The following is a 21936-nucleotide window of genomic DNA, read 5'->3' as shown; positions in this document are numbered from 1 at the left end:
ATGGCGGAATCTCCGATTATTGAAGTTCAAAAGATCACAAAGCGTTTCAAGGGTCTGACTGCTGTGAAGGATGTGTCCTTTTCCGTGAGAGAAGGCGGCATCACCGGTATGATCGGACCAAACGGTGCAGGAAAGTCCACCACCTTTAATATGATCTGCGGCTATTACCCGCCCACAGAGGGCAGGATCTTCTATAAGGGGCAGGACATTACCGATAAGAAGGCATACGAGTATACCAACATGAAGATCGCCCGTACTTTCCAGATCATGAAGCCTCTGAAAAACTTAAGCGTATTGGACAATGTTGTGGCATCCTCCTACTTTGGACACGCTGGTGCGAAAAGTCCGAAGGAGGCAAGAGAGCGCGCCATGGAGGTGCTGCAGTTTACAGGCCTTTATGAAAAGCGTCACGTCCTGTCAAAGGACATGGGTACTCCCGACCAGAAGCGTCTGGAGATGGCCAGAGCTCTGGCTACCAAACCGGAGATGCTGTTTTTGGATGAAAACATGGCCGGCTTAAACCCTGCTGAGACAGAGGACGCCATCCGCCTGATCCGCAAGATCAATGAGTCCGGCGTAACGATCCTTCTGATCGAGCATATCATGCAGGCCGTAGTCAGCCTGTGCGAGGAGGTCATCGTGCTGCATCACGGCGAGAAGATCGCAGAGGGAACACCGGAGCAGGTGATGAATGATCCCTATGTGATGGAGGTATATTTGGGCACAAAGAAGGAGGATACACATGCTTAAAGTCGAAGGATTGAATGCAGGGTATGGCTCCGTCAATATCTTGTGGGATATCGGGTTTACATTAGAAGATGGAGAGATCGTTGCTATTCTTGGCTCTAATGGAGCAGGCAAGACCACCATGGTCCGCGCAATCACTGGTATGCTGAAGCCCAGCTCAGGCTCTGTCCTGTTTAACGGCGAGGAGCTGGCGAAGAAAAACTCACGGATGATCCTGAACAGCGGCATCGTCCAGGTGCCGGAGGGAAGACAGCTCTTTACGGAGATGACCGTTCTGGAGAACCTGCAGATGGGTGCGTTTAATAAAGAGACAAAGGCCCATTTTCAGTCGAATCTGAAAAAATGTTATGAATGGTTTCCGAAGCTGGAGGAAAGGGCGAAGCAGGCTGCCGGAACATTATCCGGCGGTGAACAGCAGATGGTGGCTGTGGCGCGGGCGCTGATCGGTGAACCAAAGCTTCTGATCCTGGATGAACCGTCCCTTGGCCTGGCGCCTAACATTGTGGACGATATCCTGAATGTAGCGTCCACCCTGGCAAAGAACGACAATATCTCTGTCCTGCTGGTAGAGCAGGATATCACCAAAGCATTGGCAGCAGCAGACAGAGGCTATGTGGTTGAAAACGGCCATATTGTTCTGGAAGGTACTTCCAAAGACCTGCAGGCCGATGAACATGTCAAGAAAGCATACCTTGGCATTTAAGTGGATTTTTATGCTGCTGTGAATGCAGCGTAAAATAGAGATTTTTCCGGGGATACCGGAGATATTTTCAAAAAAAGGAGGAACATTATGAAACTGAAAAAACTTACTTCCATGCTGTGCGCAGCTGTACTGGCCATGTCTGCCCTGGCAGGCTGTTCATCCAGCTCCAGCACATCTGCAACCACCGCAGCAGCAGCTACTACAGCAGCAGTGACAGAGGCTGCTGAGAAGGCAACAGAGGCAGCTGCCGAAGCAGGCGAGGCTGCAGCTGAGCTGACCGGCGAACCTATCAAGATCGGTACGATCTATGCAATGTCCGGCGGATCTGCTGCCATTGGTACCAATATCCTGCGCGGTATTGATTTTGCAGTAGCTGAGATCAATGCAGCCGGCGGCGTAAATGGCCGTCCTCTGGAAGTTGTACGCGGCGACCATGCCGGTGATGCAGCTACCGGCAGATCAGAGGCAGAGCGTCTGATCACCCAGGAGAAGGTAGACGTTATGATGGGCTGCCATATGTCCGTTGTAACCGAGGTCGTAGCTCAGGTATGCCAGCAGTACGGCGTTCCGATGATCACTGCTATCTCCACTCTGGACAGGCTTTCCAACGAGGAGCACAAGGATATGGATTACTTCTTCCGTCTGTGCCCGCTGAACTCCGTATATGTGGAAGATATGTTAAAGTATCTGAAGGATTCCACAGAGCAGACTGGCGAAGAGGTTAAGACAGTAGCCATCTTCACTGACAGAGCTGCCATCGGACAGGAACTGATCCGCTGCGTGGAGCTGTTCAAGGACCAGTATGGTATCGAATTAGTAGCAACAGTAGACTACACCAGCAATGCAACAGACTTAAGTGCTCAGGTACTGGCACTGAAGCAGGCTGACCCGGATGCGATCCTGTGCGATTCCTACATCGGCGATGCTACCCTGTTCATCCAGACCTTAAAGGAGCAGAACTACAGCCCGAAGATGATCGTTGCAAAGGCAAACGGATTTACTGATCCTTCCTTTATCACCAACCTGGGCGCGATCTCCAACGGCGTTGCTTCTGTAGTAGAGTTCAATCCTGACCTGGTAAACGGCGTAGAGATCAACGAGGAGTTCAAGGCTGAGTTCGGCGTTGACATGAACGGACATTCTGCAGAGTCCTACACCGTAGTATGGCTGTTCAAGACTGCCATCGAGGCAGCTGGCAGCACAGACGGTGCAGCTGTAAAGGATGCTCTGGCAAGTCTGGAGATCAACGGAGAGTTCCCTGGCGGCCGCAAGATCATCCTTCCTTATGACAAGATCAAGTTTGAGAACTATGATCTGGCAGGAGAGGCTCATTACAGAGACAACACATCTGCATCTGTAGCAATCGCTCAGATCCAGGATGGCGCATGGAAGACTGTATGGCCCTTCAACTTCACCGATACAAAGATCGTTTATCCGGCACCACTGCAGTAACATGGCAGATGCCGAAAAGGCGTGATTTCAGCTCGGAGGCTTTGCCTCCGGGCTATCGCTGTATATGCTGCCTGCAGCCTGAGAGCTTTGCAGAGGGGACTTTTGGCTGTATCATGATGAAAATGTTCAGAGGGGGGAGCTTATGAAAAAGAAAATGTTGGGAGCGGCAGCACTTGCCTGTGCCATAGCGGCTTTCCTGCTGACAGGCTGCTTGGGAAACAGCCGGGAAATAAAGGCTGCCGGGACCAAACGGACGGAAGGATTGACTGCCGTAGCGGAGCAGACTGGAGAATTGACTGCCGGGACAGATCAGACAGCAGAAGCAGCCACCGGGACAAAAGACGGCAGCGCCGGGGCCTCACCTCCGGAGGTGAAAGAAAAGGGGAATGGCAGAGAAGACAGGCTGACAGGTGAGCCGATCCGCATTGGGGCCATATATGCACTGAGCGGCAACAATGCGGCTATTGGGACCAACATTTTGCGCGGCATTGATTTTGCGGTGGAGGATATTAATATGGCAGGTGGAGTAAACGGCCGCCCTATTGAAATCGTACGCGGCGACACCCAGGGAAATCCGGAGGTGGCTCGTGCGGTAGCAGAACGGCTCATTACCCAGGATAAGGTCCATGCCATTGTAGGCTGCCATCAGAGCACATTGACAGAGATCGTCTTTGAGGTGTGTGAATCCTATAAGATCCCCATGATCACAGCAATCTCTACCGTGGACAGCATTTCCTCCCATAATTATGAGTATTCCTTCCGTTTGTGTCCCATGAACTCCCTGTATTTGGAGAACATGTTCATGTATCTGAGAGATCAGGCAAAGAAGACAGGAAGCCAGGTAAAGACGATCGCCGTATTTGCGGACAACAGCATGATCGGACAGGAGGCGATCCGCTGCGCCAGGATCTATGCACCCCAGTATGGGATGGAGATCGTAGAGGAGATCCAGTACAGGCAGGGAGCTGCGGATCTGAGAGACGAGATACAGGCACTGAAGGAGGCTGATGCGGATGCAGTTCTGGCAGAGAGCTATGTGTCCGACGCGATCCTGCTTATGAAGACGATGCAGGAGCAGGACTACCGTCCACCCATCCTCATTGCCAAGGCCAACGGTTTTGCCGATCCCAGCTTTATACCGGCCACAGAGGGCATTTCCAACGGCCTGACCTCCGTAGTGGAGTGGAATCCTGATATGACAAAGGGACGTGATATCAACAAGAGGTTTAAGCGGGTTTTCGGCATTGACATGAACGGCCATTCTGCAGAGGCTTATACGGCTATCTGGACCTTCAAAACTGCATTTGAGCAGGCGGGAACGGATGATGGAGAGGCGGTAAGAGATGCACTGGCAGTCATCGACATCCAGGACTCCTTCCCCAATGGACCGGAGATCATCCTTCCTTATGACAGGATCAAGTTTGAGAATCACGAGTTCGACGGGACCATGCATTACAATAATAATATCTGTGCCTCCGTAGCGATCGCCCAGATCCAGGAGGGCAAGTACAAGACCGTATGGCCCTTTGAGTATTCCGATCAGGAGATCGTGTATCCGGCAGAATATAAGTAGCTGCAGAAATGCCGCCAAGGCTTCCTGCATGCCTGAAATTCCGGGCAGGCAGGGAACATTGGCGGCATTCCATATGTGTGTCTGATATGTGGCGGGCCTTGTTTGGCTGTCAGTTCAGATCCGATGGGATGATAACTGCTGCGATAATATATGCCAGGAGCCCCATACCGCCTGAGCAGGCGAAAATAGCCCATGCAAGGCGTACAAGGGTGGGATCGATATTGAAAAATTCACCAATGCCGCCGCAAACGCCGCAGAGCATCCGGTTGGTGGTGGAACGATATAAGCGTTTATCTGTCATGTAAATTCTCCTTTCTTTGGTTTTACTATGAAAGTCCCGCCGCCGAATAGGCGGCATGTATTCAGGTATGCCAAATGCGCCCACCAGGCTTTCATGGTACGGTGGCGCGTTGGCCCGCCGGGCGCATGCAGGTTTACTTGCCTTTATGGCTGTAATTCTATAATTCATCCGTAAACCGGACCTGAATGTCTCCCACTCCGCACTCCAATTTCATGCTGTAAAGGGCATTATTATTGATCTTTGTCTCGGCTGACAGGCCGGAATAAGTATGGCTGCCTACGGTGACAGAGCTGATACCGCATTCGATATCGTAGTTATAATCGGTCTGGCTGCCGGAAAGCTCCAGGCGTACATTGCCCACTTCCGTTTCCACTTCGATATCGCCATGCACGCTGCCGGAGTAGACAACGGAGCCCACTCCGGTGTCGATCTCCAGATGGGATGCAATAATGCCTGACAACTGGCAGACTGCGGTGCCTGTGTCAATTTTTACTTCCTCCAACGGGTAATCTGCCGGAACAAAGATGGTTACCTGGGGAGCGCCGCTCTGTGTCTTTGGTTCTTTGCGCTTGATCTTTAAAGTTTCCTTATCCATAGCGCATGTTGTCCTGTTCAGTTCATCCTGTATATGGACAGTGATCCCGGAAGCATCGGAGGAAGAGCAGACCTGGATGCTTCCGGAATCTATGTCGATCTCCAGCTCACGGACATTGGTAAATTCTGTTGCGTTTTGCGTGGCCGGGGATGAGGCAGCAGATAAGGAACTGCCGGGATCCCCGGAGGAAGCAGCGTGATGAGTTTCCGGATGGTGCCTGCGGGAGAGGGAATCCGAAACCGCATCCGGAATGATATCCTCCACCTCATCCCAAAGCTCATGGGCGGCTGAATGGCCCCAGGAGGACAAGTGATATCTTATACGGGGGAGGAGCTGTTTGAAGTTCCATGGAATGCCGGGAAGGCTTCCGCCCATAGAGGCGGCAGCAGAGGTGATGCCGATACCGGACACCAGGATGACCAGGCCGGTTATGGTAAAAAATTTAATCAGCTTTTTCATATACACGCCTCCTTCTGTGCAGCAGTCTGCTTATAAAATCAATGATACTGCGGAATAAAAAGGGAAGAAAGGTTCCATAGAACAGCAGGGACAGTGCAAGCAGCAGGCTCCCTGCTCCTAAGGCGATCATTCCCGTTCCGACCGTCAGGGCCCCGTTTAGAGGGGAGATCAATAAATGGAAAATACCTATGGGAATCATAATAATACCAGCAAGGAGAGCAGCCGCAGTGAGAATTCCCAGGGTGATAAACAGGGCAATAAGGACTCCCAGTGTACCCCAGAAGATCCCCATGATGCTGCTGCCGATCCCCAGAAGGATCGGACCTGCGACCAGGATAAGGATGATCCACAGGATGATCTTTAATACCCGGCTGGTGCGGGGCGGGCGGCTTCGGCCAGAGCCATTGGGGGCGTATTGGCTGTCTTGGGTGCGCTCCTTTGAACCGGCAGTCCAGCCGTCCGTATCAGAGGAGGGCCCTCCTGTCTGAGCATTGCCATCCGGGGCCTCCGGCAGATCCAGACGTTTGGCAAGCTGGAAATTGGGGTCGCGGTAGCGTTCGTCCTGATAGCCGCTGTCCGTAAACTCTCCGCCCTCCTTCAGGTGTCCGGCGATATCCGCCCTTATGATCGCAGCGATCCGTTCCGGGCTTCCAAGCTCCCTTATGATCGCGTCCTCCTTCTCCGGGCTGCCCTCGTCAAAGTAATCATTGTAATACTGTATTGCATCCAGCCTATCCTCTTCGGGAACATCCTGGAGCAGATATGCAAGCTTTTTCATAAACTCATCTCTGGTCAATCTGCTGCCTCCTTAAAAATCTGCGATATTTTCTGTGCATAGGCTTCCCACTCACTCCGGTACAGATTCAGCTGAAGCCGGCCCTTTTCTGTGATCCGGTAGTACCTCCGGTTCCTGCCGTCAATAGCCAGATCATAGACCTCCAGGCAGCCGTCCTTCTGAAGGCGGCGCAATACCGGATATAAGGTGGATTCTGAGATATCAATGGCACAGCGGATATCCTGTGTGATCTTGTATCCATAGGTCCCTTCTGCATCCCTTGATACCACTGACAGGACAATGGCATCTAAGAGTGCAGCTCCTGTGTTAAATACCATAGGCGTCTCTCCATTTTTGTAATTTACATATATCTTATAGCTGTACCAATACTATATAACATATAATATTATATGTCAATAAAAGAAAGATAAAAGATATTTGGAAGATTCTGTTATGATTTCTTAAGTCTCTTTAGAAACTGTTTAGTATCTTGTCAAAGTTTCGTCACAAAGATAAGGTATACTTTATTACATAAACAAGCAGTCAGAGCTTTTTACATAGAGTAAGATTTTTCTAAGCCGGAGGGGTTGGCAGAGTATCAGCCTTTCCGGCTCAACCTAATTTTAGAGGCAACCGTTCAGCCGGGCAAGAAGATACCCCGTCTGAATTGTTACTTTAGGGCAACAAAAAAGGCGCATGTTCTTGCAATCAGCCCCATGTTCAGTTAAAATGAAGGCATCATACAAAAGGTTGGGGGATTGTGATGAATGCAGGAATCATTGCACAGCAGATCGTGATATTGTTCCTTATGATGCTGGCTGGGTATGTTGCTTTTAAAAAAGGAATGATAGGTGAGGAGGGAACAAAGAATCTGTCTTCCCTTATCCTCAATATATTCGGCCCATGTCTTCTGGTCGCCAGTGTGCTGAATAAGGAGATTCCATACGGGGCCAGGATGGTGGCCGAAAATGTGTTGCTGGTGGCAGTATTTTTTATTATCCTCATTTTCATGAGCAGGCTTGTCACAAGTATTGCGAAGCTGCCGCCGGAGCAGGTAAACTGCTACCGCCTTATGCTCATATTTCCCAATCTGGGCTTTATGGGGATACCATTGGTGCAGAGCGTTTACGGCGGGGCGGCTGTGATCTTCGTGGCATTTTACATGATGGCTTACAACTTCCTGATCTATACCTATGGGATCCTGCTGGCTGCAGGGGCTGGGAAGCCTGCCAGCGGAAAGCAGGAGATTCCCTGGAGGAAGATGTGCAATATGGGTACATTTTCCTGTATCATCGCTGTCCTTGTCTTCGCCTTTCATATCAGAGTGCCAAAGCTGGCAGGGGATTTTGTGGCAACCATGGGAAATGCCTCTGTGCCCCTATCTATGATGGCCGTAGGCATCATGATAGCAAAGTCTGACTTAAAGAGCATTATCATGGACAAGCGGCAGCTGCTGTTCATGGCCATCAATATGCTGATCATTCCGATCCTTTGTATTCCGGTTATGCGTCTTCTGCCGATTGACGAAGTCTCTTATGGGATCTTTGTCCTGATGATGGCAATGCCTGTGGGGAGTATGGCGGTGCTGATCGAAAAGGAATACGGGCATTCGGACGGGACCATTCTGGCCCAGAGTATTGCTTTAAGCTCGGTGGTGTCAGTTGTGACGATCCCAATTGTGACGTTCCTGGCCTGAAGGCCGGTGTGGCGTCACTTCTTCCCCTTTTGGCGGTATTCTCTGGGGCTTTGTGCTTTTTCTTCAGTCATCCGCTCTTCTGCGTACTCTTTTCCTATTGATGCGTGCAGGAGCGATTACAGATCAAGAATACCGCGAGCAGCTTTATCGCGAGTGTAAGCGGTAGGTGATATATTTGTTGAAGAAAATGGAGTCCGGCAAACAGGCAGATTAGAAAGCCTGGGAAGCAGGGCTCCATTTTTATGCTTTAGGAATCCGAGGCAGAGCGGGGTTTCCGGACATAGATAATGTTATCAAAAATATCCGCTGACTCTCGGATGGCTTTTTCATTTCCCACAACGGACAAGGGACCGTTGGAGAGCAGTTTATCTATGATGCGGGCGGCCTCTGGCTGGTCTGACAGGGAAGCATTTTTGATGTCGGAAGTCATTTCACTGACGGCGTCTGTGTCAATACCCATAAGGTGGCGGCGCATATAGCGCATGGGGCTGTTCAGCATACCGGAGGGAGGCAGGGCCTGGGCATAGGCGCTCAGGATATAGCCCTTTAATTCCTCCGGGGTGATGGTGAGGTCTGCCAGCTGTTTTCCTGTGGCCCGGAAAATCTCTGCCGTGGATCTTACCTCTGGGTCAGCTGTGCTCCAAAGGGTGAAGTAGCCGTTTGGCAGGAGAAAATCAATTCCGCTGTCATAAGCACTGCCCTGGTACCGGATGGCCGGCTTTATATATTTATCTGCGGCGGCCAGAAGAAAGGGAAGGTAGCGTCCCTTAAAGTCAGAGGCGGCTTTCAGGTCACCCAGCATCCGTATTTCCTGGGAAGGGCTGTCTATGCAGGCGGCGGCTTTGCCTGGCTGGGGCGGAAGGAGGACTGCGGGAGTGTCCGGCCCTGTTATGGCCGGGAGCTGCCGGAAGAAGGAGAAGGCTGTTTGTTCAATGGCCTCCAAAGCAGTCTTTGGGGCAGCGGTGAGGAAAATAAGGCGGCCCCTGCCCAGGATCTTTTTGGCAGTGGACTGCAGGCGGCAGGTGATACCGGCACCAGTAAGGGATGCTCCTGTAGTTTCGGTGAGGACGGTATCTGCCGGATTCTTTTCTTCTTTTTTCAGGCATTCCTGTACATCCTTCAGAAAATAATATAGGTCAGGATGGTTTAACAGGAAACGGAAGCAGGAGTCCTGGCGGATATGTGCCTCGGACAGGCTGTATGCAAGGGAAGATGCATTGTCCGGCGAGGACAGATCATAGTCAGGAAGATATTTTTCCAAAACTCTTAAAATGGTTGCTCTGTCACTGTAATCCCCATTTCCCATAATATCCAATAGGAAATCCAGGCTTTTTTCAAAGTCCTCCGTGAGGCCGTACCACAGAACGCTCATCATGGGGTGGCTGTTTTCTCCGGCTTCCGGGCCGGGATACAGCTCATCAAAAATGCAGTCATGAAGGTAAAACTGCTCCAGGTTTTTCTGCTGGTCGGAGGTGAAACGGGGGGTGGAAAGCTCGGTCAGCAGCATTTGATATAGGGTCAGGTAATTCCAGTCCTCTGGCTGTATTTCGCTGATATCAAAGAAGATCTGGTAACAGCCAATGGAGGCAGCCTCCACAGGAGTACTGTAAAATGTGATTCCATCCCGGCTGTGGATCTGGAAGAAGGGGACCTTTTCCGGTTCAGGAAGCTCCTCCGGCTCAATGAGGAAATCCATATTGCTCTTGTCTAGGGCGCTCCAGCTGTGAAAAACCTTTGTCTGCTCTACGAGCTGTGCTGTCTGGGAGGCAGTGAGGGAGGCCCTTTTTTCTTCCAGGAACGTTCGCTTTTCCTTCTCCAGCCGCTCTGCAAGACCGGGAGCAGGTACAGTGACGACCAAGGCGCTGGCCGTCGGTTTAAGGGCCATAGAGGCAAGGCGGCGGAGGATGGACTGCTCCCTGTCCTGGGAAAATGTTTCAAAGGCAGCCTCATAAAGCTCAAAATATCCCGTCCGCTCTGTCAGGCTCCAGTACCTGCCGATCTCCTCTGAAATATTGAAGCCCAGGTGGGAGGCCTCTCTTGTGAGACAGTCAGATATCCGGTTTTCCTTTATGGAGGCCTGGAAAAGATCTGGGGAAATGCCGTGGCGGCTTACATGGGCGAAAGCCTTTTTTATGGACTGCAGGAAAGCTGTTTTCTGGCAGGCCTCCCCGTTTTTCAGACGGAACTTGAGAGCCGGCTTTGCCATCAGGGAGTCCACGTACACTTCCAGTACCTGGTTAAGTCCCATATCCCTGGCAATGGAATGCCAGGGGGAATTGTCACTGTCCAGCATCCCGGTAAAGAGCTCCCAGCAGATAAGCTCCTCACAGCTGCACTCCGATAAGTCTATGGCATAGTCGATAATGGAGGCGTGTCCGCAGTCGCTTTCCTCGTAGGCCGGGCTTTGGGCAGTAAGCTCCCGAAAACCGGGGCGGACGGGATGATGCAGGAGGGAGAATGGAGAAGGCGCAGCCGGATGATCACAGACGGATACATGCTTCTCATGTCCATTTAAATGCTCCCTGTCAAGAAACGCCAGCATCCGCTCCAGATCCAGATCACCGTAAAGGATCATCAGGCAGTTGGAATAGTGATAAAACCGTTCATATACCTCCTTGACCTTCTCAAAGGAGATCTCCCTGTAATGCAGATGGGCACGGCCCAGCAGGTTGGCGGCGGTCTGACCTTCATATAGAGCGTGGGCCATATGGCTGTCCGCATTTTCTTCCAGATCTGTCAGATGAGCCCAATCCTCGCTGAGGACTGTCCCATGCATGGTAAGAGGCCCTTTCGGTTCCGCGAGCTCAAAGCGGATACCCTCCCGGAGAAAGAAATTCTCATCCTTTAAGGCATCCGGCTCCTCCATACAGCACAAAAGCACATCCATCAGCCGTATCAGCTGGTTCTCGCTCTGGGTGCATACAGGATAACAGGTATAGGTGTTGTCCGTGATCCCGTTCATAAAGGTGGCATAGCTTTTGCTGTCCATATCAAAGAAGATATCCCGGCTGGGGTATTTGGAGCAGGAGCAGAGGATCAGATGCTCCAGCATATGGCAGGCATCCGTCTCATCCAGCTGGGGCGTGCGGTAAATGATATTAAAGCCCAGCTCTTTATCATCATTTTTTATATATAAAAGCCGGGCGCCGCTTTTTTCGTGGTAAAGCTCAAGGGTCTCGGCGCCCAGCATATGTATCCTTCCTGATTCCGTTGCAGTGAACCCCCAGCGGGTCTCACCTGGCTTTGGCAGCAATGCCATGGATTGTCCTCCTGTTTTGCGGTGAATGGTATTCTAAGGTGATATTTTATCACGGGGAGGATATTTTTACAATGAGAGGTTTTTTAATAAAATTCAGGAGATCTGAAAATTCAGGCTAAAGCGGAATGCCTCCTCGTCCAGCCGGTACCTGGAAAGCAGCTGAGGTCCGCAGCTGCCCGAGCCGATGCCGCTCTGGGCGTAGTCCAGGCAGAGGACGGTATAGGGGGATTCTTCCAGCTCAAAGGAATGGGCCTTTGTGCCTAATTCCTCCTGAGTATAGTGTGAGGCATTGAAGCTGAAGCCGGTTTCGGAGCAGGCTGTCAGGCTGCTTCTGGCGCCGCTTACCGCAACCTGGTCACAGCTCCAATGGCTTCCATTTTCCTGAGGCTTTATATAGGGTACGTGCATATGCCGGACGGTATCCTGGAAGATGCCGTAGTAGCTGGCCTGATGCTTATCACAGTAGCTTTCCAGCGGTCCGTAGCCCCGGTACTGGACCTGATCCATGGATGGGGACAGGAAGAGGCGGATGCCAAAGCGGGGCAGGAAGGGAAATTCACTGTCCTTTTTCACGTTTAGGGCCATGGAAATGCTGCCGTTCTCATGGATCGTCCACTGGGCCTGCAAACGCAGGAAGGGCTGGATGTGGATGGCGGAAATGGACAGTTTGGTGCGTATGGTGAGCTGGTCTGCTGCAGGGGGCTCTGCTTGTCCTGTCAGGGAGTCTTCTGCCTGTTCTGCAATGGGGTCTTTTGTGTACTCTGACAGGAGATCTTCTGTAAGCGCGGTTCCTGCCTTCTGCAGCTCGACCTTGGTTTCATAGGTCCGTATCCGGGCTCTGTCGTATCCGGCCCGCTCCCATTCCAGCCGGATGCGCCTGTCGTTGTCAGTAGGGGCGCGCCAGATGTTGTATTCCATGGGCTTCATGAGAAGCTCGCGGCCTGCGGCCCGGAGAGAGGAAAAGGTTCCGGTAAATTTGTCATAGGTGTAGGAAAAGCTGCTGCCATGGATCAGGATAAAGCGGTCTGTTTCATCGGCTGACAGCTTCCGGGAAGCCTTTGACATCGGTCTGCCGGATGTCAAAGGCGCTTTTGAGGCCGGCCCGGAGGAAAGCATGATCTCCTCTATTCCCAGTTCAAAGCCCCTTTTCAGGCAGCCCCAATCGCGTTTCAGGAAATAGTGCAGCCGCAGGTTTGTTTTTCCGGGAGCAGGGAGAACAGCATTTTCCTTTATATAACAGTAAATACGCTCTGGCAGGGCAAGCTTTCTTTCGCCATGAGGAGGGAGAGAGCAGGAAAGAGCGGTCTCTTCGGTTGCCAGAACCTGTCCATCCCTTACAAAGTGACAGCGGATCGCCAGGATATCTTTTAAATCCGTGAAATCCAGATAATTGTGCAGAGCGATCCAGCCCTGCTCTGCGCTGGCCCCACTGACTCTGGAAGGCCGGTAAACGTTCTTAAATTCCAGCAGCCCTGTATGAGGCTTCCGGTCAGGAGATACCAGGCCGTCCACACAGAAATTGCCGTCATGAGGAAACTCACCGCTGTCTCCTCCGTAGAGATAGCGCATATTCCCCTTCTCATCAACGCCTCCTTCCAGGGCATGGTCGCACCACTCCCAGATAAAACCGCCGCACATGCCGTCATACTGATGGATGAGATGGAAATAGTCCTCCAGATCTCCGGGGCCATTGCCCATAGCATGGCAGTATTCGCACATGAGATAGGGATTCTTGTGCGTTCTCCGGAAATAAGCGTGGATTTCCTCAAAATCCGGGTACATGCGGCTGTAGAAATCCAGCATGCTTCTGTCGTATGTTTTGTCTGTGGGAACGTACCTGGCGCTCTCGTAGTGGCAGAGTCTGGTGGTGTCATAGGCCTTTGTCCAGCGCAGTGCCTCCTCAAAGGTACAGCCGTAGGCGCATTCATTTCCCATGGACCAGATAAGGACGCTGGTGCGGTTCTTGTCCCGCACGACACAGCGCTGTACCCGGTCAAGGGTAGCCGGGATAAAGACCGGATTGTCCGCGATGAGCCTGTTCCACTGGCTCACATGGGTATCCCAGTCATCCACCTTCTTATAACGCTTGTCCGTGCCGTGGCTTTCGTTGTCAGCCTCATCGATGACATAGAAGCCGTAGGCGTCATACAGGTGATAATACTGGGGGGCATTGGGGTAATGGCTGGTGCGGATGGCGTTTACATTGTGCTCCTTCATCAAACGCAGGTCCTGCTCCATCTGCTTTCTGGAGATAACAAAGCCTGTGTGGGGATCGCTGTCATGACGGTTGACGCCATGGAACTTGACGGCGGTGTTGTTGGTGTAGAGGACACCGTCAGCCACATGGATCTCGCGGATGCCAAAGCGGTCGGTGATGACCTCCCGGCCCGTGTCCAGTATCAGGGTATAGAGATAGGGAGTCTCTGCGCTCCAGAGCCTGGGATGGGAGATGGCGGCATGGACAGCTCCGTCCGTGTTTTCACCTGAAAGGAGCAGGCGGCCCTCCTGAGACAGAAGCCGCCAGTTTACCGTCATGGTTTCTCCGAAAAATTCCAGCCTTATGTCCAGGGAGGCCGTCAGTGGCTGCTTCGGGAGGGCGGCTGCTTCGATGGAATCCGCGTTCTGTGCCTGTCTTTGGCCGCCGGCATCCTCTGCGCCGGAAAACGCAGGAATAGCCTCGATCTTATAATCCCATACTCCATTTTCCGGGCGGAAGAGCAGATATACATCCCTGAAAATGCCGCTCATGCGGAATTTATCCTGATCCTCCAGATAGCTTCCGTCACACCATTTGAGCACCAGCACAGCCAGTACATTTTCCCCTTCCCTTAAGGCCCCGGTTATTTCAAATTCACTTGTGCAGTGTGATACCTGGGAATAGCCCAGGAGCCTTCCGTTTAACCACACATAAAAACAGGAGTCCACTCCCTCAAAATTCAGGAAGACTCTGGGAGCCTCCTGGCGGGAGCGGTACTCAAACCTGCGCACATATGCGCCGCAGGGGTTATCCCTGGGAACATAGGGAGGATCTATAGGGAAGGGATAGCGGAGATTTACATACTGGTGACTGTCCACGCCGTACATCTGCCACATTCCCGGAACCGGGACTTCCCTGAAATCAGTCAGGTCTGCACTCTCCTCATAAAAGGTCTGATCCAGCTCCCAGATGCTCTTTTCGTAGTGAAACAGCCAATTCCCGTTCAGACTCTGAAAACGGTCAGACTGCTCCCTGTCCAGATAATAGCTGCCTGCTTCTGAGGCAGGGATATAGTAGGCTCTGTTTGGCTCCGTGCCTACATGGAGTACATTTAAATCTTCAAAATAGGGTTTTACCAGCATATGCGATGTCCACCTTTACTATGAAAGTTCCGCCTGCCGGGCGCATGCAGGCTTACTATGAAAATCAGCAGAAGAACTGCTCCATCTGTGACAGGAGGACCTTTTCCTCCGCCTTTGCCAGTTCCAGGCTTTCGGCGCTGACAGAGATATACAGCTTAAGCTTCGGCTCTGTGCCGGAGGGCCTTACCACCAGGGAGCAGCTGCCCTCCAGCCTGAATTTTAACACATCGGAGGAGGGAAGACCAGTGATATCCTCAAGAGTGCCATTTCTGTGAAGCTTTCTCCCGGACAGATAATCCTCAATGGTTTCCACCTTGCGCCCCCCGATGGTCAGGCCTGTTGTCACATCCAGGCCGTGGAGCTTTTCCATGATCCCCTGCATTTTTCCAAAGCCCTCCATGCCCTCAAATTCATAGGAGTGGAGCGTATTAAGGCAGTAGCCGTATTTTCGGTAAAGGCCCTCCAGCACATCAGGAAGGCTTAAGCCCTGGGACTGGTAATAGGCAAACATTTCACAGATCAGCAGGGCGCCGTCCACAGCGTCCTTGTCGCGGACATAGCTTCCGCTTAAGTAGCCGTAGCTCTCCTCGAAGCCCAGGATGTAATCGCCATCCCTTCCGTCCTTTTCCAGCCTTCCGATCTGTTCGCCGATAAATTTAAAGCCTGTGAGCACATCCACGGTGGATACACCGTAGTCAGCGGCAATTCTGGCAGCCATGTCAATGGTTACAATGGTTTTTACAAAGACAGGATGCTCAGGCATGGTCCCGGCAGCTGTCCGCTGCCTGCAGATGTAGTCCAGAAGGAGCATTCCTACTTCATTGCCGGACATGAGGATAAATTCATTGTCATGGTTTTTCACGGCAATGCCCACGCGGTCGCAGTCAGGGTCTGTTGCCAGAAGCAGGTCCGCATTGCAGCGTTTGGCATACTCAATGCCCAGGGCCATGGCCTCCTTGATCTCAGGATTAGGATAGGGGCAGGTGGGAAAATGACCGTCAGGCTGCTCCTGTTCCTTTACCACGGTGATATTGGTAAAGCCGCTTTCCTTAAGAGCCCGCAGCACTGGCTTTAGGCCCGTGCCGTTTAAGGGGGAGTAGACGATGGCGGCATCTCTGGAGATGGGGGTATTGCCGCCGGCTTTGCAGCCGTCCTTCAGCATGGACTGGCTTTTTACTGCCTCCATATAAGAATCAATGACATTCCCTCCGATATAGGAAATGACGCCATTTTCCAGGCCCTTCTCAAAGGAAATGCGCATCACATCGCGGAACGGATCGATCCTTTCAATGGCAGCCAGGATTTCAGCGGCTGCCTCTGTGGTGATCTGGCAGCCGTCAGGGCCATAGACTTTATAACCATTGTATTTGGAGGGATTGTGGCTGGCGGTTACCATGACGCCGGCGCTGCAGCCCAGTCTTCTTACTGCCCAGGAAAGCATGGGCGTGGGCATGAGCTCGCTGTAAATGTGCACCTGGATGCCCTTTGCGGCAAAGACCTCTGAGGCGGTTCTGGCAAAGAGGGTGCTCTTGATACGGCTGTCAAAGCTGATGGCAACAGAGCGGGAGCCTTCCGGAAAATGGCTGCAGATATAGTCAGCAAGCCCCTGGGAGGCCTTTCCTACGGTGTGGATGTTCATACGATTGGTGCCCGCGCCGATGACGCCCCTTAAGCCTCCTGTGCCAAAGGCCAGATCCCTGTAAAACGCGTCCTTTACCGCCTCCGGATCTGCTTCCATATCTTTGAGCTCCCGGATGATATCAGGATCCTCTGTGGCATTTTCAAGCCACTGACCGTATGCCTGTTTGATTTCTTCTGAATAAATGTTCATGTGTGTAGCTCCTTCCTGTGTGCTGTTTGTTGGGATATTTGCTGGTATCGGCCGTAACGCGTCAATTGTCCGGAGTCTGCTGATCCATTACAATACATGGCCTCTTGTTGGAGGTCCTGGGTATGATATGGCAGTCTGCCAGCTCTGCCTGTCTGGCATGGCGGATATAAAAACCGCAGGCCGGGACATCGCCAAAGGCGTTGTTTTCAGGATAGTCGATGATATTTTCGTATACCTGCTTTTCCGGGGACAGCTCCTCTATGTTGTCGCGGTAGACAGCCTGGAAGCGGTTTATGCGGATATTTTCCACCTGGCGTTCCACGATCATGCCGTCCTTCTCTGTCTGAAAGCCGGTGATGATGCTGGGAACCTCTACCTGCCAGGCACAGACGTCCTCAATGGAGATATCCCGGATGGAGCCGCCGTACTGGCGTGCCTGTTTGTCCTCCTCACTGGTAAAGCCGTATTTGTTGCGCATGTTCAGGCAGATGAAGACAGGGCAGCAGACGCGGTCCATCTCAATGTCCCTGATGCGGATGTGGCTGATATGGCTGCCATCAGCGGATTCAATGGAGATGCCGGAGACAGAGCCGGGATAAATATCCGGCATCATGAAGCGGCAGTTTTCAACAGTAACATTGCTGATGTCAAAATAGGTTTCAGTGCCGATCTTAAAGGCATTCATGACAGAGACTACCGTGCAGTCTGATATATGGATATCCTGGGCGCCCGACATGGGAGAGTCTGCTTCGGCCACATTGATCCCGTCATGCCCCTGCCTTAAGGGGGATTTGATGCAGATGCCGTCGTCTGCGCAGGAGACAAAGCAGTGGCGTATGGTTACCCGGCGGCTTCCCATGATGTCAATGCCGTCTGTATTGGCCACATGGCGGTTGCCGTTAATGACAATATCCTGCACCGTTACCTGCTCGCTGCAGTCCAGGACAAGGGTCCAGTCCAGAGCATCCTCGATGACGATGTTTTTGATCTCTGCGTTATGGCAGCCGCGGATCCACACAGTGTACATAGGGCGCTGAATGGGAGCGAGCCCTTCGCCATAGCGGTCCTCGGCATAGCGTATCCTGCATCGGTAGGCGTAGCGGATAGTATCCACGGGATAGCCCATGGGATCATAGAGGCGGGGAGGAAGCTTTGTTGCGAAAAGAGGCTCTGTCAAAGGCCGCTTTAAGGGCAGGTATACAAAATACTCTCCGTTTCCGATGATCTTTCCGCCGCCCTGGATGGAGATATTTTCTGCGTCCACGGATTTTACCAGGGCATCCTCATAGAGAGAGAGATCCTTTGAGGCGCAGAGGGCGGAGTCGCGTTCGATCCACAGGGTGGTGTTGCTGTAAAGGCGGACTGTTCCGGTACAGTAATAGCCGCCGGATACCAGGATCATGCCGCCTCCCGCATCTCTTGCTGCTTCGGCAGCGGCCCGGAAGGCTTCTGTACAAAGGGTGGCTCCGTCTCCTACAGCACCATAGCGGCGGATGTCGAAGACAGGGACGTCCTGTGGAAGAGGCTGATCGGTAATGTACTGGCCAAAGGGTATGGCTTTATAGTAATCGCCGTCATAGACAATGCCGTTGTCAGGAAAGGTGGCCTTGTCTCTGGTAAAAAACTGCCAGTGGGTCAGGTCGGGACTGACTGCCAGGGCGATGCTCCGGGGAAGCCCGGGACTCTGGGAGGACGGGCTTTCGGAATTCCCTGTAAGCTGGCTGTCTGCAGGAGCATCGTGTTCTGTGCCGCTCCCTGAAGCGTCTGTTCCATAGTACATCTGATAAAGTCCCATGGAAGCATCATAAAATACGGAGCCGGCTTCCAGGCATCTGCTGCGGCAGGGGCGGATGTCCCGGCTGCCGGATATGGGAGTCAGGGAAAGGCGCTCTAAGCTGTCTGCCGTATATGGATGGATAATTCCTTTTTTTGCCAGGAAAATGGTATAGGGGGCAGAGGCGGACGGAGGCGGGAGAATGCTTACGGAATCTGCCCGGACATCGGTCTGTCCGCCCTTGTGCCATATTCTCAGATCCTCTGTCCATGCAGATACCAGTCCCTGATACCTGTCCGGATAAAGGCACCAAAGGCGTTTTGGATTTTGGGTATCTTCTGCAAGGGCAGGAGGGGACGGGGGGAGAAGACAGGCTGCTTCCCGCGCTTCCGGAAGCAGCGTTTCCTCTGAAGATACAGCGCTTCCGGCCCGGCAGGCTTTTGCCAGGGAAGCATGGTCTCCCGAAAGCAGCAATTCCCCCAGAGATACAAATTCGTTCAGATCCTGGGAAGAGATCAGGTGTAAGCTTTTTTTGCTCAGGCTGCAGAACAGGTAATTTCCCTGAAAGAATACCCCACTTCCCGGAATACCCTGACCCTCTTCCCTTTCGTCTTCCCAGAGAGGCGCAGGGGCTGACCAGCCGGTGAGATCCCGGCTGCGGCTGATGCACAGTGTTTGATGTCCCTCTGCCTTGCTGGAGGAGATCAGGTGGTAGCCGTCCTCCCTGCAGAAGACGCATGCCCCCTGATATCCCGGAGTTTTTCCGGCGGGAAGTACAATGGGCGCTTTTATCCGGGACAGCTTTTTGTGTAGTTCCTTATTCAAATCCAATGTTGATTTCATTTTTTGCTCCTGTTTTTTGTTTACTCAATGTATTGTGTGTGATCATGTCCTGCCTCATATTCCAGCAGGAGATCCCCGGCAGCCCAAAGGCGTCTTTCTGCCGGGTCAAACCCGGGGTCTATACCCTTGGCATAGATAGAAAAGTCATCCAGATCCTGGAAATCCTCCCTCTTTCCGGCAATGCATACATAGGCCGCCTTCCTCTCATACACCCGGAATTCGCAGTCAAAGAGGGTGTCATTGTAGGGTGTAAGGGCTCCGCTGCACCACAGAGCCAGGTAAGCCCCATCCTTTTTTAAAAACAGCCAGTGCCTCTCCTGCCTGGTCTCATCAAAGCGGCAGAGAGGGCAGTACACGTGGGTGAACTGGATGGGGAAGTACTCCGGGATGGAGTAGACCGCCCCGATGATCCCGGGAAGCTGCCGGATGGCCGGCATTACCCCGTTTCCGAACCAATAGCCGGGCCGCATATCCGAGCGCTCCGAGGAGGAGCCGGGATGATTTGCAAATATTGCCGCTTCCGGCGAAAGGGCGGCGTGCCACATATGCTGCTGATATCCATACACGCCGGGCTCAAAGCAGGTGGTTCCGTGGAAGCACTCATTCAGGGATTTTGTGAACAGGTGCTTTGTGGTATCGGCTCCGCTCAGCCCTCTCACATTAATCCACCGCTTAAAGTCCTTTTCCCTGGGAGACTGGACGGAAGTCAGGCAGTAGGAGCCGTTCTTCTCCAGCTGGATCCGTGCATTTCCGGAGGTGTAGGAACAGCAGGCCTCCTTTCTCATGAGATCCTTTAGGTCTTCAGGAAGCTGGTAACTGCTGGTGGCTAAAAAGGCCAGCCAGCCCTCGCCGAAGGTGTAGGGGGCAGAGGGATCTGCCAGGTTGATCAGGGACTGGCCTGAATGGCAGAAGGGATAGATCACCTCCCGGTAGATTCTTCCCATGGGTGCGATGACGGAGCCCTTAAACGTGTGAAGAGCCAGCTCACGAAACAGTCTGTCCGCCAGGCCCCTGGCCCGCCGTGAGATATCTTCTCCGGTGAAATCAATGGCATTTAAGAGGGCCGCGAAGGTGACGCACATGTAGACCATGCTCAAGAACTCTTCAAAGCCATATTCCTCCACATCCTCCAGCCATTCAAGAACCTTTCCGCGGCCCCAATCCCAAAGCTGCCACCCTGTTATATGGGCCCGCGGGAAGAGCTCGTCCGGATAGAGCCGTCCGGCCTCCATGGCGCACAGATAGAACATCAGGGAATGGTTCTCGCTCCAGAAGCAGCAGGCATCCGTCCCTTCCATGTCCATCCAGTAGCGGAAATTCAGGAGGACCTCTTTTGTCCGCGTTTTTAAGGCTTCGTCCATCTCGTAATGGCGCATATACCGGAACAGCCCGCAGAGAAGAAAATCGGAGCAGTCTACCCGTTCCTCAATGAGCCTTAAGGTCTCAAAGAGAAGCTCACGGTCCTTTGGACCCTCCTTTCCCAGGGCCTTGCGGGCCAGGATGTTGGAGATGGGAAAGCCGAACTCCCACCTGTTAAGGCTTTCCACAGAGGCAATGCGTTTAAGGATCCTCCTCCAGTGCTCCTGGGGAGAGGAGGAAGGAGGAAGAAATTCCGGTATTTTCCGTTCAGCTGCCTCCACAACGCGGCAAAGCTCATAGCCCCTGCCCCGGATCTTCAGGGCTGCTGTGGAGATGCCCTTTGGAAGGGGAAGCCTCCTCAGCCCTTTTAAGGGGATCTCAGGAAGAGTCCGTTTCATCACCTCGTAGTCAGGACTGTCCGGCATGGGGCAAAGGAAAGTGTGTTCTGTCCCGCTAGAGGGGAGAAAAAGGGTTTCTCCCTTCAGAGTAAGGCCTGCCAGAAATGCGGCATCCTCATAAACAGCCTCCTGGCAGCCCGTATCCGGCAGCTCCACCCGGATCTCTTCCCGGCTGTCTAAAAGCTGTACCCCCAGGATATTTCTGGTATCCCGCACCCCCAGATTTTCGCAGAGGAAGGACAGCAGGTTGCGGCCCTTTTTCAGGGATAAGCGCATTTCGAGGCATTGGATGGGCTTATATACGGGATGGGGGATCTCACCGATCAGCTTTCCATTCAAGTAAATTCCGGCTGCCATGTAGGTCCAGACACGGGCTCTTACTTCCATATCACGTTCCGCACGGAGCACCGTTGCGGCCCGCAGATCGATCCTCTGCAGAGTAGAATAAAATTCTGAGACATCGACAAAGCAGCTTCCGTAAGGTGCCCAGACAGACCAGGGGCAGCCATTTTCAGACATCCCTCCCAGGACGATATCCTCCCCATAGCTTTCAGGATGAGGATGTGAGACTTCCTTTCGCAGTATTCCCTCAAGATCCAGCTGGTTCCCCGCCCTGGCGCCGGAGGAAAAATCCGTTATCCCAGGGCCTGCCGTCATGTACTGCATGACAAAGCCGCCGTACCCTAATTCCCAAGTTTTCATAATAAAATAACCGTCCTTTCGGAAGTATTTCCGGGCCTTTTATGAGATGACATGCTGTCTGCCCGAAAAGAAAAAGCCGCTTTAAACAACTTAAAGAGGCTTTTCAGATATCAAAAATCGTGTAATCATT

The 21936-nt window shown here is 52.6% G+C and carries 14 protein-coding genes; 5 read left to right on the top strand and 9 right to left on the bottom strand.

All coding sequences use genetic code 11. From position 1 onward, the window contains the following. From LIZ87_RS09705 to LIZ87_RS09690, 4 genes are all read left to right on the top strand, one after another. Entirely contained in the window at window positions 1–750 is a 750-nt protein-coding gene (locus LIZ87_RS09705) for an ABC transporter ATP-binding protein (protein ID WP_178315095.1), read from the top strand. Next, entirely contained in the window at window positions 743–1450 is a 708-nt protein-coding gene (locus tag LIZ87_RS09700; RefSeq protein ID WP_227146646.1) for an ABC transporter ATP-binding protein, read from the top strand. Before LIZ87_RS09705 ends, LIZ87_RS09700 begins: the two co-directional genes overlap by 8 nt. A gap of 87 nt (window positions 1451–1537) precedes the next feature. After that, window positions 1538–2902, top strand: a complete 1365-nt coding sequence (locus LIZ87_RS09695; protein ID WP_178315097.1) for an ABC transporter substrate-binding protein — start codon at window positions 1538–1540, stop codon at window positions 2900–2902. A gap of 142 nt (window positions 2903–3044) precedes the next feature. Continuing rightward, the gene (locus LIZ87_RS09690; protein WP_178315099.1) at window positions 3045–4475 is read left to right on the top strand and encodes an ABC transporter substrate-binding protein; all 1431 of its coding nucleotides are present in this window, start codon (window positions 3045–3047) and stop codon (window positions 4473–4475) included. 109 nt (window positions 4476–4584) lie between these two features. On the opposite strand, the gene LIZ87_RS09685 is transcribed toward LIZ87_RS09690, so the two are convergent. From LIZ87_RS09685 to LIZ87_RS09670, 4 genes are all read right to left on the bottom strand, one after another. Continuing rightward, complete coding sequence (locus LIZ87_RS09685; protein WP_178315101.1) at window positions 4585–4776, bottom strand: PspC domain-containing protein; 192 nt, start codon at window positions 4774–4776, stop codon at window positions 4585–4587. A gap of 157 nt (window positions 4777–4933) precedes the next feature. Beyond that, window positions 4934–5830 (bottom strand): DUF4097 family beta strand repeat-containing protein, encoded by an 897-nt coding sequence (locus LIZ87_RS09680; protein WP_178315103.1) that lies wholly within the window; start codon window positions 5828–5830, stop codon window positions 4934–4936. Then, a complete protein-coding gene (locus LIZ87_RS09675) occupies window positions 5814–6626 on the bottom strand; it encodes a DUF1700 domain-containing protein (protein WP_178315105.1) in 813 nt (270 codons plus the stop codon). The genes LIZ87_RS09680 and LIZ87_RS09675 overlap by 17 nt, the downstream gene beginning before the upstream one ends. Continuing rightward, window positions 6623–6943 (bottom strand): PadR family transcriptional regulator, encoded by a 321-nt coding sequence (locus LIZ87_RS09670; RefSeq protein ID WP_178315107.1) that lies wholly within the window; start codon window positions 6941–6943, stop codon window positions 6623–6625. Before LIZ87_RS09670 ends, LIZ87_RS09675 begins: the two co-directional genes overlap by 4 nt. A gap of 425 nt (window positions 6944–7368) precedes the next feature. Between LIZ87_RS09670 and LIZ87_RS09665 the strand changes: the two genes are divergently transcribed. Further along, a complete protein-coding gene (locus tag LIZ87_RS09665) occupies window positions 7369–8301 on the top strand; it encodes an AEC family transporter (protein ID WP_178317391.1) in 933 nt (310 codons plus the stop codon). 247 nt (window positions 8302–8548) lie between these two features. On the opposite strand, the gene LIZ87_RS09660 is transcribed toward LIZ87_RS09665, so the two are convergent. The 5 genes from LIZ87_RS09660 to LIZ87_RS09640 all read right to left on the bottom strand — a co-directional run bounded on the left by LIZ87_RS09660 (window position 8549) and on the right by LIZ87_RS09640 (window position 21806). Continuing rightward, window positions 8549–11560, bottom strand: coding sequence for an insulinase family protein (locus LIZ87_RS09660; protein WP_178317390.1), 3012 nt, complete (start codon window positions 11558–11560; stop codon window positions 8549–8551). Between the two features lie 93 nt (window positions 11561–11653). Beyond that, window positions 11654–14899: a glycoside hydrolase family 2 TIM barrel-domain containing protein gene (locus LIZ87_RS09655; RefSeq protein ID WP_227146643.1), complete on the bottom strand. Its 3246-nt coding sequence runs from the start codon at window positions 14897–14899 to the stop codon at window positions 11654–11656. Window positions 14900–14963: 64 nt separating this feature from the next. Further along, entirely contained in the window at window positions 14964–16730 is a 1767-nt protein-coding gene (locus tag LIZ87_RS09650) for a phospho-sugar mutase (RefSeq protein WP_227146640.1), read from the bottom strand. A 61-nt stretch (window positions 16731–16791) separates the two neighbouring features. Then, window positions 16792–19347 (bottom strand): glycoside hydrolase family 28 protein, encoded by a 2556-nt coding sequence (locus LIZ87_RS09645; protein ID WP_227146637.1) that lies wholly within the window; start codon window positions 19345–19347, stop codon window positions 16792–16794. 20 nt (window positions 19348–19367) lie between these two features. Further along, the gene (locus tag LIZ87_RS09640; RefSeq protein WP_227146634.1) at window positions 19368–21806 is read right to left on the bottom strand and encodes a hypothetical protein; all 2439 of its coding nucleotides are present in this window, start codon (window positions 21804–21806) and stop codon (window positions 19368–19370) included. Between the last annotated feature and the right edge of the window lie 130 nt (window positions 21807–21936).

This window comes from Lacrimispora sp. 210928-DFI.3.58, from assembly GCF_020554865.1.
Classification (GTDB): Bacteria; Bacillota; Clostridia; order Lachnospirales; family Lachnospiraceae; genus Enterocloster.
This window is presented reverse-complemented; position numbering and strand designations above follow the sequence as displayed.

What these genes read in the sequence shown, in the direction of transcription:
- LIZ87_RS09705 (WP_178315095.1), top strand. Translation starts at nt 1, where the DNA reads ATGGCGGAATCTCCGATTATTGAAGTTCAAAAGATCACAAAGCGTTTC.
- LIZ87_RS09700 (WP_227146646.1), top strand. Translation starts at nt 743, where the DNA reads ATGCTTAAAGTCGAAGGATTGAATGCAGGGTATGGCTCCGTCAATATC.
- LIZ87_RS09695 (WP_178315097.1), top strand. Translation starts at nt 1,538, where the DNA reads ATGAAACTGAAAAAACTTACTTCCATGCTGTGCGCAGCTGTACTGGCC.
- LIZ87_RS09690 (WP_178315099.1), top strand. Translation starts at nt 3,045, where the DNA reads ATGAAAAAGAAAATGTTGGGAGCGGCAGCACTTGCCTGTGCCATAGCG.
- LIZ87_RS09685 (WP_178315101.1), bottom strand. Translation starts at nt 4,776, where the DNA reads ATGACAGATAAACGCTTATATCGTTCCACCACCAACCGGATGCTCTGC.
- LIZ87_RS09680 (WP_178315103.1), bottom strand. Translation starts at nt 5,830, where the DNA reads ATGAAAAAGCTGATTAAATTTTTTACCATAACCGGCCTGGTCATCCTG.
- LIZ87_RS09670 (WP_178315107.1), bottom strand. Translation starts at nt 6,943, where the DNA reads ATGGTATTTAACACAGGAGCTGCACTCTTAGATGCCATTGTCCTGTCA.
- LIZ87_RS09665 (WP_178317391.1), top strand. Translation starts at nt 7,369, where the DNA reads ATGAATGCAGGAATCATTGCACAGCAGATCGTGATATTGTTCCTTATG.
- LIZ87_RS09660 (WP_178317390.1), bottom strand. Translation starts at nt 11,560, where the DNA reads ATGGCATTGCTGCCAAAGCCAGGTGAGACCCGCTGGGGGTTCACTGCA.
- LIZ87_RS09655 (WP_227146643.1), bottom strand. Translation starts at nt 14,899, where the DNA reads ATGCTGGTAAAACCCTATTTTGAAGATTTAAATGTACTCCATGTAGGC.
- LIZ87_RS09650 (WP_227146640.1), bottom strand. Translation starts at nt 16,730, where the DNA reads ATGAACATTTATTCAGAAGAAATCAAACAGGCATACGGTCAGTGGCTT.
- LIZ87_RS09645 (WP_227146637.1), bottom strand. Translation starts at nt 19,347, where the DNA reads ATGAAATCAACATTGGATTTGAATAAGGAACTACACAAAAAGCTGTCC.
- LIZ87_RS09640 (WP_227146634.1), bottom strand. Translation starts at nt 21,806, where the DNA reads ATGAAAACTTGGGAATTAGGGTACGGCGGCTTTGTCATGCAGTACATG.